Source organism: Pleionea sp. WD8-19, assembly GCF_055326765.1.
The window spans coordinates 316,787-329,256 of record NZ_JBUZOU010000004.1 but is presented as its reverse complement, the minus strand read 5'-3'; the positions used below and the strand labels follow the sequence as shown (position 1 = coordinate 329,256).

General features: G+C 44.9%; 13 protein-coding genes and 1 tRNA gene. 11 read left to right on the top strand and 3 right to left on the bottom strand.

Annotated features, from left to right (window positions below; all coding sequences use genetic code 11):
• Positions 1 to 2 precede the first annotated feature (2 nt).
• The 6 genes from proC (at position 3) to hemW (ending at position 6,036) form a co-directional block, all read left to right on the top strand.
• Positions 3 to 842 (top strand): pyrroline-5-carboxylate reductase, encoded by an 840-nt coding sequence (gene proC, locus ACTUJY_RS07335; RefSeq protein WP_463615417.1) that lies wholly within the window; start codon positions 3 to 5, stop codon positions 840 to 842.
• A gap of 91 nt (positions 843 to 933) precedes the next feature.
• Complete coding sequence (locus tag ACTUJY_RS07330) at positions 934 to 1,497, top strand: YggT family protein (protein ID WP_463615416.1); 564 nt, start codon at positions 934 to 936, stop codon at positions 1,495 to 1,497.
• A gap of 131 nt (positions 1,498 to 1,628) precedes the next feature.
• Entirely contained in the window at positions 1,629 to 3,596 is a 1,968-nt protein-coding gene (locus ACTUJY_RS07325; RefSeq protein ID WP_463615415.1) for a dynamin family protein, read from the top strand.
• Positions 3,597 to 3,683: 87 nt separating this feature from the next.
• Positions 3,684 to 4,124, top strand: a complete 441-nt coding sequence (locus ACTUJY_RS07320) for a DUF4426 domain-containing protein (RefSeq protein WP_463615414.1) — start codon at positions 3,684 to 3,686, stop codon at positions 4,122 to 4,124.
• 113 nt (positions 4,125 to 4,237) lie between these two features.
• The gene (gene rdgB / locus ACTUJY_RS07315; protein ID WP_463615413.1) at positions 4,238 to 4,849 is read left to right on the top strand and encodes an RdgB/HAM1 family non-canonical purine NTP pyrophosphatase; all 612 of its coding nucleotides are present in this window, start codon (positions 4,238 to 4,240) and stop codon (positions 4,847 to 4,849) included.
• A complete protein-coding gene (gene hemW, locus ACTUJY_RS07310) occupies positions 4,837 to 6,036 on the top strand; it encodes a radical SAM family heme chaperone HemW (protein WP_463615412.1) in 1,200 nt (399 codons plus the stop codon). Before rdgB ends, hemW begins: the two co-directional genes overlap by 13 nt.
• Before the next feature lie 479 nt (positions 6,037 to 6,515).
• On the opposite strand, the gene ACTUJY_RS07305 is transcribed toward hemW, so the two are convergent.
• A complete protein-coding gene (locus ACTUJY_RS07305) occupies positions 6,516 to 7,037 on the bottom strand; it encodes a GNAT family N-acetyltransferase (RefSeq protein ID WP_463615411.1) in 522 nt (173 codons plus the stop codon).
• Between the two features lie 19 nt (positions 7,038 to 7,056).
• Positions 7,057 to 7,752 carry a tRNA (guanosine(46)-N7)-methyltransferase TrmB gene (trmB, locus tag ACTUJY_RS07300; RefSeq protein WP_463615410.1) on the bottom strand — a complete coding sequence of 232 codons (696 nt, stop codon included), beginning with the start codon at positions 7,750 to 7,752 and terminating at the stop codon, positions 7,057 to 7,059.
• 234 nt (positions 7,753 to 7,986) lie between these two features.
• On the opposite strand from trmB, the gene ACTUJY_RS07295 reads away from it, so the two are divergent.
• The 5 genes from ACTUJY_RS07295 (at position 7,987) to ACTUJY_RS07275 (ending at position 11,988) form a co-directional block, all read left to right on the top strand.
• Entirely contained in the window at positions 7,987 to 9,840 is a 1,854-nt protein-coding gene (locus tag ACTUJY_RS07295) for an SLC13 family permease (RefSeq protein WP_463615409.1), read from the top strand.
• 73 nt (positions 9,841 to 9,913) lie between these two features.
• Complete coding sequence (gene mutY / locus ACTUJY_RS07290; RefSeq protein ID WP_463615408.1) at positions 9,914 to 10,960, top strand: A/G-specific adenine glycosylase; 1,047 nt, start codon at positions 9,914 to 9,916, stop codon at positions 10,958 to 10,960.
• Positions 10,957 to 11,235: an oxidative damage protection protein gene (locus tag ACTUJY_RS07285; protein WP_463615407.1), complete on the top strand. Its 279-nt coding sequence runs from the start codon at positions 10,957 to 10,959 to the stop codon at positions 11,233 to 11,235. Before mutY ends, ACTUJY_RS07285 begins: the two co-directional genes overlap by 4 nt.
• Before the next feature lie 91 nt (positions 11,236 to 11,326).
• Positions 11,327 to 11,402: transfer RNA gene (locus ACTUJY_RS07280), tRNA-Phe, on the top strand.
• Positions 11,403 to 11,586: 184 nt separating this feature from the next.
• On the top strand, positions 11,587 to 11,988 hold the full coding sequence (locus ACTUJY_RS07275; RefSeq protein ID WP_463615406.1) for a group II truncated hemoglobin: 402 nt from the start codon (positions 11,587 to 11,589) through the stop codon (positions 11,986 to 11,988).
• A gap of 178 nt (positions 11,989 to 12,166) precedes the next feature.
• On the opposite strand, the gene ACTUJY_RS07270 is transcribed toward ACTUJY_RS07275, so the two are convergent.
• Positions 12,167 to 12,463: a hypothetical protein gene (locus ACTUJY_RS07270; protein WP_463615405.1), complete on the bottom strand. Its 297-nt coding sequence runs from the start codon at positions 12,461 to 12,463 to the stop codon at positions 12,167 to 12,169.
• Positions 12,464 to 12,470 lie beyond the last annotated feature (7 nt).

Sequence of the window (12,470 nt, the reverse complement as noted above, 5' to 3'; positions counted from 1 at the left end):
CTATGTCATCCAATACCTCATCACCTTCTATACAAAACGCGGTCATTGGTTTTATTGGTGCTGGAAATATGGCTTCCGCCATTATTCGCGGGTTATTGAAGCGAGGACACCCTGCGCAAAACATCATGGTTTCTAACCCAAATTTGGGCAAACTGAAAGCACTATCACAAGAAACACAAATCAGGATCACACAGCTCAATCAAGAAGTTGCCGATGCATCCGACTTGCTGGTTCTAGCAGTTAAACCTCAAAAAATGGGAGAAGCATTGCAAAATTTAGTGTTAACCCATCCCAGATGCGCCATTTCAGTCGCTGCAGGGTTAACCGTTGCAAACCTAGAAGAACTGTGTGGAAATCAATTACCGGTGATCCGCACCATGCCCAACACACCGGCCATCGAGCTCTGTGCGGCGACGGGTGTCTATGCCGAGCTACACGTGCGGCAAAACTTTTTAGCTGAGGTGGATTATATTTTCGGCGCCATCGGTCAATATCAGTGGCTAGAAGACGAGGCGCTCATGGATGTCGTCACCGCATTGGCTGGTAGCTCGCCAGCTTATTTTTTTCGCTTTATGGAAGCTTTGATTGATGCTGGGTGTAAGCAAGGTATGCCAACCGAAACGGCAAGAGCTTTAGTGGTACAAAGCGCATTAGGAGCGGCGACATTAATTGCAAAGCATCCGGAAGTCGCGATCAGTGACAGACGCCAACAAGTCACTTCACCAAACGGTACGACGGCCGCGGCTTTGCAAAGTTTCGAAAACGACGCTATTGGCGATGTGATTGAACGTGCGGTCAAAGCTGCCATTGTGCGCGGCAAAGAATTGGCAAAACACCGCTGACTTGAGATTTAACAGTTTTTTCCAAAGAATTCCTTTAGACTTTACAATAAACCCATATAATTCAAACCATTAACCGACAAAAATCAAAATTATGAATAACCCTTTCGCCTTTTTACTGACTCAACTGTTTGAGCTTTACCTGTACGTTGTATTACTGCGCTTTTTCCTACAGGCTGTTCGAGCTGACTTTTACAACCCGATTTCTCAATTTGTGGTCAAAGCAACGAATCCTCCGCTGATCCCACTGCGTAAACTCATACCTGGGTTCGCCGGTCTGGATGTTGCCTCGTTACTGCTCGCTTACATTATTAACCTGGGAAAATGGCTAACGCTCTCTTCACTCGGGCTGGTAGGCTCAGCCAAAATGATCACCTTGGTGGTCTTCGCGGGTGTCGAACTTATTTCTCTAACTCTGGGTTTGTACATTTTTCTGGCGTTTATTCGTGTGATCATGAGCTGGATCAGTCCTGGTGGTTATAACCCCATGGTGATGGTCATTGCACAACTTACCGACCCTTTATTTCGTCCGTTTCAACGACTGTTACCGCCCATGGGTGGCTTGGATTTATCGCCGATATTGATGTTCTTAGCATTGTATTTCACCAAGAGTCTGATCAGCTATTACGTCTATCCTTTGGTGTTCGCACTCGGCTAACGGTAATTTGCACTTTATATTCGCGCAGAATCTGACAAAATGTATGCAAAGTCACGTTTTCACTCATTTTATCTGCTAGAATAGCTGTTCAATATTTGTTCAGCAGATGCATTGCTTTAGGCGGTTTTTTTATGGGGTCAAGTCAGTTTACTGAGTCAATCGGCAAGTTCGAGCATTGGAAAAAATCCATTGCAAAAGAACTCAAAAGTTTTCGTTTGTGGTTACGCCGCAACCAGTTATGCGACGATGATAACGACACTCGCATCAAGCACATGCTGGATACATTGAACAGCGAATACCTAACCATTGCCTTTGCTGGTGAGTTTTCTCGCGGTAAAACCGAGCTGATTAATGCCATTTTCTTTTCCGAATACGGTCAACGCATTTTACCGTCTCAAGCGGGTCGCACGACCATGTGTCCGACCGAGTTATTTTTCGACCAAAACAATCAAACGTCTTATTTACGCCTACTACCCATTGAAACACGGTTGCAAGACACGCCTATGTCGGAATACCGCAATTTGTCCAATCATTGGGTAGAAATTCCATTAATCACAGACGCTCCGGAAGAAATGGCTCAAGCGATGCAAAGCATCACCCAAACCAAATCCGTTTCCCGTTTGGAAGCACTGGAGCTTGGCTTTGATGCCACCATGCTTGACGAAGACGAAAGCAATCCAGAAAAAGTTGAAATTCCGGCCTGGCGACATGCCATGGTCAGTTTTCCTCATCCGTTGCTACAACAGGGTTTACGCATTATCGATACGCCTGGGCTCAATGCATTGGGTAGCGAACCCGAACTGACTTATCACCTGTTACCGCAAGCACAAGCCGTGGTATTCGTGTTAGCTGCGGATGCCGGCGTTACGGCCAGTGACTTACAGATTTGGGAAGAGCACATCGAACAACTGAAAAACCGGCCAAACCTGGGGCTTTATGCGGTGTTGAATAAAATTGACGTGCTCTGGGACGAACTCAGTGGCCGCAAAAAAACCGAAAAAGCCATCAATCGCGTGATCCGTCAGACCGCGCGTCACCTCAAAATCCCTGAGTCAGATATTTTGCCTGTATCGGCACAAAAAGCATTACTTGGCCGTGTAAAAGACGACAAAGCGCTGATCTTAAAAAGTCAAATTACCGACATCGAGTCGGTCTTGTCAGAAACCATACTTGGCAACAAAGAAAGTGTGATGTGGGACAACGTGATTGCACAATCCACACGCATGATTGAAGACTCGCAACAAATTTTGCGTTCACGCAAAGAGCAGCTGGAAAAGCAAACGGTTGAAATCGAGGGTATGCGCGGTAATACCGAAACTGAGCTGCACCGCTTGGTTGAACAAAGCCGCCAAGCACAAGCTGAGTTTAAAAAGCGTCATATTGCTTTGAAGCCCAGTCAGCGATTGCTGGAGCGTCAAACCGAAGTGTTAATGCATAGCATCAGTCGAGAAGCACTGGACGATGTGATCCAACGTACTTTGCACGAAATGGTCGAAAGCCGTACCAGCGTTGGCATGATGCGTACAACCAAGCGCTTTTTCCAGGCCATTGAAGCTTTGATGAACGAGTTTTGTCGCGAAGCAGAGCTTAGCAACAAAATGGCCGAGTCCATGTACACCAAGTTTTCGCACGACTTTGGCATCGAATTGCTCGAACCTCGCTACTTGAAAGGTAAAATCTACCGTCGTCAGTTACAACAGTTAATTGATGAGTCAAGTCAGCTTAATCGTAACCTGGCTTTAACCCTGACGGAGCAGAGCGTTGCAGTAAAACGCTTTTTCACCACCACGGTCAATCAGATCGCCATGTTCTTTAAATACTTACGCGGCGAACTACGGCAATGGTCTCGCGAAGTCATTTTGCCGCTGGTTCAACAAGTCAACTCATTACGCCACGTGCTGGATGAAAATCATCAACAATTATTGGCGGTGCAACATAACGAAGCGACCGTAGAAGGTCGCTTGAAAGCACTTAAAACCCTAGTGTTTGAGTTGGATACCGAACTGCACAATGCCACCCAGACGCTGGAAAAGCTGCATAAAGTCGCTCCAAAGCGTGAAACAAACAATGTTGTCAGTTTAGCCAGCGTTCGTCGCTAATTATTCGATCCAGATCTATACTTTCCAATACTCGTTCTTACGGTGCTGTTTACCACAGCACCTCACTTTACTATCAGGGAGACAAACATGATCGTGAGGCCTGGATATCTTGTGCTGCTTCTGGCGCTTATTTTCTGTCTGGTTACCCGCGCCGAAGATAATTTAAAAAACGTTGATCATTACACGATCCACTACAGTGTTTTTAATAGCGACTTTTTAAAGCCAGAAACCGCTCGGGCTTATGGCCTGAGCCGCTCCAAATCACTGGCATTGTTGAACATTACTGTGATGGATAACAAACTCGGCCACGCTGTTACAGCTAATGTCAGTGGTAATGCATACAACCTTGCGGGACAAAATAAAGATCTCGCTTTTAAAGAAATAAAAGAAGAACACGCGGTTTATTATCTGGCAAATTTTCGCTTCTATAACGAAGAAAAACTCACGTTTAAACTGAAAGTGAAACCTTCTGGGCAGCCCAAAAGCTACGATCTGGAATTTCGCCAAACCGTTTACAGTCCGCAATAAACACAAAGTAATCGACTGCTTCCGAATCGGGTAATAATCGCAGTTCCGGTTTTTACCCGTAATCCTTTACAATATCCATTTAAACAACTCCCCGCTTAATCGTTGAAAATCTCATGTCGAAAATTGTTCTCGCCAGTGGTAATCGTAAAAAAGTTGCCGAGCTCCAGGAAATTCTAGCGTCCTTTCATTGTGAAATCGTGCCACAAAAAGAACTGGGCATTGAAGATGCCGTAGAAGATGGTTTGAGCTTTGTCGAAAATGCGATCAAGAAAGCAAGGCATGCCGCTCAAAAAAGCGGTTTACCTGCTATATCGGACGACTCAGGTATCGAAGTAGACGCGTTAAATGGCAAACCGGGAATTTTTTCAGCTCGCTTTTCCGGTGAAGCAGCAACTGATCAATCCAATAATGAAAAGTTGCTGCAACAAATGGAGAAAGTAGCAGCAAACGCTCGTAGTGCGCGCTACCAATGTGTGATCGTATTTATGCGTCATCACCTCGATCCCACCCCTGTGATCTGCCAGGGCAGCTGGGAAGGAAAAATCTTAACGGAGCCCGATGGTGAAGGAGGCTTCGGATACGATCCCTTGTTCTGGTGTCCCGAGTACCAAACCAGCGCCGCCCGCTTGAGTACCGAGCAAAAACACGCGATCAGTCACCGAGGTAAAGCTTTAGCTCAGCTTAAGACCTATTTCGACTCGATGAGGCAACCATGCAATCATTGACAACCTTGCCTCCATTGTCGCTCTACGTCCATATCCCTTGGTGTGTACGTAAGTGCCCTTACTGCGACTTCAATTCTCACACCGCATCCCAAGAGTTGCCGGAGCAACTTTATGTCGATGCCCTAATCGCCGATTTAACGCAGCAGTTGCCTATGATTTGGGGTCGCCGACTGACCAGTATATTTATTGGAGGTGGAACGCCAAGTTTGTTTTCAGCTGCAGCAATCGAAAACCTGCTCAGTCAAATTCGAGCATTAATCCCTTTTCAAGGTGAAATAGAAATTACATTAGAAGCCAACCCTGGCACAGCAGAAGCGAATAAATTCAACGGCTTTTTCACCGCTGGTGTCAATCGTTTGTCGATCGGTGTGCAAAGCTTTAATGATCAACACCTGCATGCATTGGGTCGTATTCATAATAGCCGCGAAGCCAATAAAGCCATTCGGTTCGCTCAAGAGGCCGGCTTTGAAAAAATTAATATTGACTTAATGCACGGGTTGCCAAATCAATCTTTGCAAAACGCAGCAGATGATCTAAAACAAGGCATCGACAGTGGTGTAAGTCATTTATCCTGGTACCAACTAACTCTGGAACCAAATACGCTATTTTATCAGCATCCGCCGAGATTACCGGAAGAAGAAATTCTGGTGGATATTCAGGAACACGGTGAAGCACTGTTAACGACCAACGGTTTTAACAAATACGAAGTGTCTGCTTTTGCTAAATCCAGCCATGTGCAGAGCCAGCACAACTTAAACTACTGGACGTTTGGTGATTACCTGGCGATAGGCGCCGGGGCACACGGCAAACTCACTCTTCCTGCTGAAAACCGCATACTTCGTTACAGCCAATTTCGTAGTCCGAAAGATTATTTGGATAACAACAAACCTTTCACGCAAAACTCGAAAGCTATATCACTTAAAGAATTGCCACTTGAATTTATGATGAATACATTGCGGTTAACCTCTGCTATTCCACAGCGACTTTTTTTTGAACGGACCGGTTTGGCGCTTTCGGTAATTACTCCGCAATTGCAAGAAGCGCATCAAAAAGAATTGCTCGATTTGTCGGATAATCGTATTCGTGTTACTCAAACCGGGCATCGTTTTTTGAATGATTTGTTGGAGATTTTTATGCCGGAGAATATTGACGTGGGGGAGGTTATTCCGGTTCGGGAGATTGAGTGATTTTTTAAACTATTAATAGGTATCCAAACCCAGTTTGAATATTTAATTGTCGGATAGCTCTGGTTTCGCCCTGCCCGGCGACCCACTTTTTTCAAGAGCAAAAAAAGTAGGCAAAAATGCCCAGACGCTAGCCGCTGTGGCAAGAGATCTAAGTCGATCGAAATACATTAAAAATCCTGAGGCCTTAGAATTGCTTGAAGATTGCTATCGCTACTGGCTAAGACTCCATTTTTATTGTTTGTTAAACCTAAGCATCCAGAAGACTCTGAGTTTGAAAAGTCCACGATACCCAGTTTGATCACTTGCGACAGCATTCAACAGCAAAAACAAATATTTCAGGAATATATTAAAATGTCAGAATATTCGGAGCAAGTGCCACAGCGGCTAGTGTAAAGCTCTTTTGGTTACTTTTGCAACGTTTGGCAAAAGTAACTCGCACACAGCATAGCGGTGCGAAAAGCTTTTAATAAATAAAAAGCTTAATTTAAAACACAACGAAAAACACAAACCTCAAAATCCTCACCAGGCATTACCCTTGATTCAATAAACTCAAACCCCACTTTTTCCAAGAGTCGAATAGAAGCTGCATTTTCAGGATTGGTGATCGCCAATACCAAATCAATACCCAAATCATTAACCGCATGTTGCAACGTCAACTGCACCGCCTGGCGCGCATAACCTAAACCGCGAGCATCCGCCGATAGAGCATACCCCACATCAACGGCTTCCAATCCATCGCGCTTGACCAAACCACACAATCCAACGGCATTACCTTGCATAGATTCGATCACATAAAGTCCAAAACCGTTGTTCTGGTAACTGTCTAACAGGCGGCTTTGAATATACTGTTGTGCATCGTCTACATTATGAATTTGTTTGTCACCAATAAAACGGATCCAGTCGGGATCATTGACTAAACGAAAAATAAACTCCGCGTCATCAAATGTAGCAAACCGTAATTTTAATGTATCATTACCGGCGATATAACGTGGCTCACTCATGAATCCAAATTTCCCTTATTTATTGTTTAATAAACATTAAATCCCAAACACCGTGACCAAGCTTATGGCCTCGATTTTCAAATTTAGTTAAAGGTCGATCGTCCGGCCTTGGAATAAAATCGTTTGTTTCCGATAGGTTTTTCCAACCATCGACCTGATTCATCACGTTTAACATGTATTCCGCATAATTTTCCCAGTCAGTAGCCATATGCAAAAAGCCACTTGGCATTAACTTTTGTTGCAGTCGATCAACAAAGTGTGTTTGCACAATGCGCCGTTTATGATGACGCGTTTTGTGCCAAGGATCAGGGAAATAAATTTGCACACCACTTAATGAGTCATTAGCGATCATATGCTCGATGATTTCAATCGCATCATGGTTAATAACACGCAAATTTTTTAAGTTGTGCTCTTCAGCCAATAACAGACAAGCACCGACACCGGGACGATGCACTTCTATCCCCAGATAATTTCGCTCTGGATGTTTACTGGCCTGTTCCGCCAGAGAACGCCCCATACCAAAGCCAATTTCAAGAATCACTGGCTGGTCATTACCAAACACTTGCTGAAAATCTATCGTCTGTTGCGAATACTCGATACCCAGTTGAGGGAATAACTCATCCATTGCGCGTTGTTGACCTTTGGTCATTCTTCCTTCACGCAGTACAAAGCTACGAATACGACGCATAAATTTAGGCGGTTGCGATTCGGACATAATTTCAGACCTTACAAAACATTAGCGCCGCAATTTTAGCAAAAGCCATCTTATTTAGGGATATTTTAGTGCGTGTTAACTGCTCGGCATCTCAAATCACAAAAGTTATATGCTCTCTTCACTTGCGAATCAGTCAATCCCCGTTATTCTTACAAAAATGGCATTTTCAAATCGTGCAATTGAAGGTACTCTGACTTCAAGTGCACAATTGCGAACAATTCGAAAAAACACTTCATGTTAGATCTTCCCCCTATTCCAAATAACCATGCGCTGAGCGTTTTACTTTTAACTGTATTCGCTCTTTATTTGTTTCGGCGCGATGATATACCGCTGGAAACCAGTTGTTTAGCGGTATTGCTGGTGTTGATCGTTGGCTTTGAAGTGTTTCCCTATGTGATAGATCTCGAAAGTGGAAAAACATTACACGCTACCGCTTTTTTCTCTGGTTTCGGTCACGAGGCTTTGGTCTCGGTATGTGCATTAATGATGGCGGGGCAAGGATTGGTGCGTACTGGTGCACTGGAGCCTATTGGCCGCATATTAGCAAAGTTATGGAAAAGCTCTCCCGCAATATCTCTGCTATTGACCCTAGTGATTGGTGCCATTTTAAGTGCGTTTATGAACAATACACCAATTGTTGTTTTACTGTTGCCGATTTTAATCAGCGTTTCGCTACGAACCAATACTTCTGCGTCGGCAGTGTTAATGCCCATGGGTCTTGCAACCCTGGTTGGTGGTATGTCGACCACTATTGGTACCTCAACCAACCTATTGGTGGTATCGGTAGCCGCAGACATGGGTATGCGACGGTTGGAAATGTTCGACTTTTTACCAACCGCGGCCATTGCCGGTGCTGTTGCCATTGCCTATTTATGGCTGATTGCGCCACGTATCATGCCGGAACGCAAGTCGTCCATGTCAGACAGCTCCCCTCGTTTGTTCACCGCGCACCTAACCATTCGGGAAGATGGCTACGCTGCTGGTAAAACGCTGTCAGAAGTGATTGCTCACACTGGCGGAGGCCTGAAAGTCGAACGCATTCAACGAGGTGAAGAGAACGACTCGCGCATCATGCCAATGCCCGATGTGGTCCTTAAAGCCGGTGATCGACTTCGAGTTTCCGACACTCCGGAAAATCTAAAAGATTATGAAAAAGCCATCGGAGCACGCCTGTTTATTGGAAAGCAAGCCGTTGATGAAGAACATCCGCTCACGGCTGAAGATCAACAGTTGGCAGAAGTGGTTGTCGTTCCCGGCTCCCCCTTAGCTGGTTCAACGTTAAAAAACGTTCGCTTTATTGATCAATACAAACTCGTGGCTATTGCCTTACACCGAGGCGGAAAGGCCATTGATCTGTATCGAAAGCTGGGGAATGTTTCCTTGTTTGTGGGTGATGTATTGCTGGTTCAGGGGCCGCGAGAAAACATCGCACAAATGAAAAAACGAGGCGACCTGTTGGTGCTGGATGCCACAACAGATTTACCGCACTCCGAAAAGGCGCCTATTGCGCTGGCCATTATGGCGAGCATTATTATTTTGGCAGGTGTTGGCATATTGCCTATTGCGGTCAGCGCTTTGTGTGGCGTCAGCTTAATGTTGATCACTCGTTGCATGGACTGGCGCGATGCTTCATTGGCACTTTCAACCCAAGTGGTACTGATCGTTGTGGCTTCACTGGCACTCGGAGAGGCTTTACTGAAAACGGGCGGCGCAGATTATTTGGCAGAGTCATTTGTAGCCATTATGTCGGGTGCGCCACCGGTTGTGATTTTGTCCGGATTAATGCTGATGCTTGCGATCTTGACCAATGTTGTTTCCAACAACGCTGCTGCTGTCATCGGCACCCCTATCGCAATTTCCATTGCCAACCAGCTGCAGCTGTCACCCGAACCCTTTGTCATTGCAGTCCTTTTTGGCGCCAACATGAGTTATGCCACGCCCGTCGCCTATAAAACCAACCTGTTAGTAATGAACGCCGGCGGATACCAGTTCTCCGACTTTATGCGCATTGGTGGGCCACTGGTATTGCTGATGTGGTTAGTGCTTTCATTTGTGGTTCCCATGATGCACCCACTACTACCTGGCTAAAACACGATTCAGGGTTAATTACTCATTCAAATTTCTGTACACTGCGCTTCAAATTAATCAGTGGAACGGTCGATTGGATCCCAAAGCTTTTCAGAAAGCCATTCTGAAGTTTTATCGTGAGCGTGGTCGCAAAGATCTGCCTTGGCAAGAAAACAAAAACCACTATCGGGTGTGGGTATCGGAAGTTATGCTGCAACAAACACAGGTTGCTACAGTGATCCCTTACTACCAGAGGTTCATGCAACGATTTCCCGACCTTAAAGCGTTGGCCAAAGCTTCGATAGATGAAGTGCTCTCACTCTGGACAGGTCTGGGTTACTATTCACGCGCTCGAAATCTCCATAAATGCGCGCAAACGCTCATCAATACCCATCAGGGTAGGTGGCCGAACACTGTCGATGAATTAGAAGAGCTGCCGGGCATAGGCCGTTCCACAGCAGGCGCTATTATTTCCCTTTCAACTGGAAGGCCAGCCACCATTCTCGATGGTAATGTAAAACGTGTTTTGTGCCGTTTTTACGCCCTTAAAGGCTGGCCAGGGCAAAGCAAAGTTCATAAAAAACTATGGCAATTGGCCGATCGGTTAACTCCCCAAAAAAACGCTGATCAGTATAATCAGGCAATGATGGATCTTGGTGCCACTTTGTGCAGTCGTCGCAATCCAGATTGTCAGCTATGCCCAGTGATGAATCACTGCCAGGCTTTTGCTGCGGGCACACAACACCAATACCCCAACCCTAAGCCAAAAACCACCAAACCGGAACGCAACGCGCGATTCGCCATTATTCGCCACCGCAACAAAGTGTTACTTGAAAAGCGACCCGCTAAAGGGATCTGGGGTGGACTCTGGTGTTTGCCCAATGCAAAAACTCAAGCGGAGCTGGACATTTTACTACCCAGCGCCATTTCATTAGAAGGTGCAGACGAACTGCCCGCTTTTCGTCATACCTTTAGCCATTTTCATTTGCAAATTGAGCCCATCTTATTGGACTTGAAACGCCTACCGACTCAAGCCATGGACTCGGATCGGTTAAAGTGGCAGGATCTCCATCAACTGGATCAACTGGGTTTACCCAGCCCGGTATTAAAACTGTTATTACAACTGCAGGAGCAACCATGACACGAACCGTGTTTTGCCAAAAACTGAACAAAGAGTTACCAGGGCTCAATGCCCCCACGTACCCTGGTGAACTAGGACAAAAAATATACAACGAAATTTCCGTTGAAGCCTGGCAAATGTGGCTAAAACATCAAACCATGTTAATTAATGAAAAGCGATTGAATGTTATTGAGCCAGAAACACGACAATACCTTGCAGGTGAAATGGAGAAGTTTTTGTTCGGTGGTGATTACGAAATGCCCGAAGGTTACGTGCCACCAAAAAATAGTGAATAGAAGGCTTGACTTCAAAGCGCTAAATCGGTTTAATACGCGCTCTTTGACGAACGGCCCCGCTGGCGTGCGTTAAAGCGACTGTTTACAGTCTGGCCTGGTAGCTCAGTTGGTAGAGCAGAGGACTGAAAATCCTTGTGTCGGCAGTTCAATTCTGCCCCGGGCCACCATTGAATTATTTGAAAAGCCTGAGTTAACGCTCGGGCTTTTTTTATTGCCTAAAATAAATCGTATAAATTTCAATCTTCCCACGCTCGAAAATTGAATGTTGCAAGTCCTTTCTTTAAAAAATCCGTTCGATTATTCACTTCCAATATGCCAAGATCGCAGAACTTCACATAAAAAATATGAACTATGACCTCACAACATCCTTACGGCACACTTGACGCTTCCTACAAAGCCGCCGGTGGAGAAAGCGGCGTTAAAAAGCTTGTTAACGATTTTTACGATTACATGGAGCAACGTTCCGAAGCAAAAAAAATTTTAGACATGCATCCGAAAGAATTGAACACTTCACGCGATAAATTGTTTCGCTTTTTATGTGGTTGGATGGGCGGTCCAGCTCTTTATAGAGAAAAGTACGGTCCTATAAGCATACCGAGGGCTCATGCACACTTATCCATCAGCGAAAAGGAACGTGATGCTTGGTTAAAGTGTATGAAACTGGCTATTGACGATCAGAATTATGAGCCAGATTTTAAAGCATATTTGTATCAACAACTTTCTTTTCCAGCGAATCGAGTCGTTAATACTTAAATACATTATCCGAATTCCAAATAAGTGCTTAATAGCTAAAAAGCCGGTGAATGTATAATTTTGAGTTCGAACACGAATTTTTTAGTCATCATGCCTAGAAGGCGCTTCAATGAGAGCCAAAAAATCATACATTTATCGGTTTTAATCTCCGACTTATTTTATCTTGAATAAAAACAGTTCAACGTTTTTCAACACCAAGTTCCAAGACTCGACCATCGGAATGCTCAATCCGACAAATGTATTGATTTAACAGTGGAATAGTTGGTTGATACGCAATGAAAAGCACACCATCGTGATCCGATGCTAATAACGTTAAGCCGGCATCACTTACCGCTTTTTCTATAGGCTCTATAAGATTGCTTCGACTCCATCGATCGCAAAAACGATACACTCGTTCTTCATTTTGATGATCAAGATAGAGCCATGTGCCCAGCAGCACAGTCACCAATATCAAAAACACAAGATAGAGCTTCAATATTCAC

Excerpts from the sequence above, each read along its gene's own strand:
- proC (WP_463615417.1), top strand. The coding sequence starts at position 3 with ATGTCATCCAATACCTCATCACCTTCTATACAAAACGCGGTCATTGGT.
- ACTUJY_RS07325 (WP_463615415.1), top strand. The coding sequence starts at position 1,629 with ATGGGGTCAAGTCAGTTTACTGAGTCAATCGGCAAGTTCGAGCATTGG.
- ACTUJY_RS07295 (WP_463615409.1), top strand. The coding sequence starts at position 7,987 with ATGTTAGATCTTCCCCCTATTCCAAATAACCATGCGCTGAGCGTTTTA.
- ACTUJY_RS07320 (WP_463615414.1), top strand. The coding sequence starts at position 3,684 with ATGATCGTGAGGCCTGGATATCTTGTGCTGCTTCTGGCGCTTATTTTC.
- trmB (WP_463615410.1), bottom strand. The coding sequence starts at position 7,752 with ATGTCCGAATCGCAACCGCCTAAATTTATGCGTCGTATTCGTAGCTTT.
- ACTUJY_RS07285 (WP_463615407.1), top strand. The coding sequence starts at position 10,957 with ATGACACGAACCGTGTTTTGCCAAAAACTGAACAAAGAGTTACCAGGG.
- ACTUJY_RS07330 (WP_463615416.1), top strand. The coding sequence starts at position 934 with ATGAATAACCCTTTCGCCTTTTTACTGACTCAACTGTTTGAGCTTTAC.
- hemW (WP_463615412.1), top strand. The coding sequence starts at position 4,837 with ATGCAATCATTGACAACCTTGCCTCCATTGTCGCTCTACGTCCATATC.
- ACTUJY_RS07305 (WP_463615411.1), bottom strand. The coding sequence starts at position 7,037 with ATGAGTGAGCCACGTTATATCGCCGGTAATGATACATTAAAATTACGG.
- ACTUJY_RS07275 (WP_463615406.1), top strand. The coding sequence starts at position 11,587 with ATGACCTCACAACATCCTTACGGCACACTTGACGCTTCCTACAAAGCC.
- rdgB (WP_463615413.1), top strand. The coding sequence starts at position 4,238 with ATGTCGAAAATTGTTCTCGCCAGTGGTAATCGTAAAAAAGTTGCCGAG.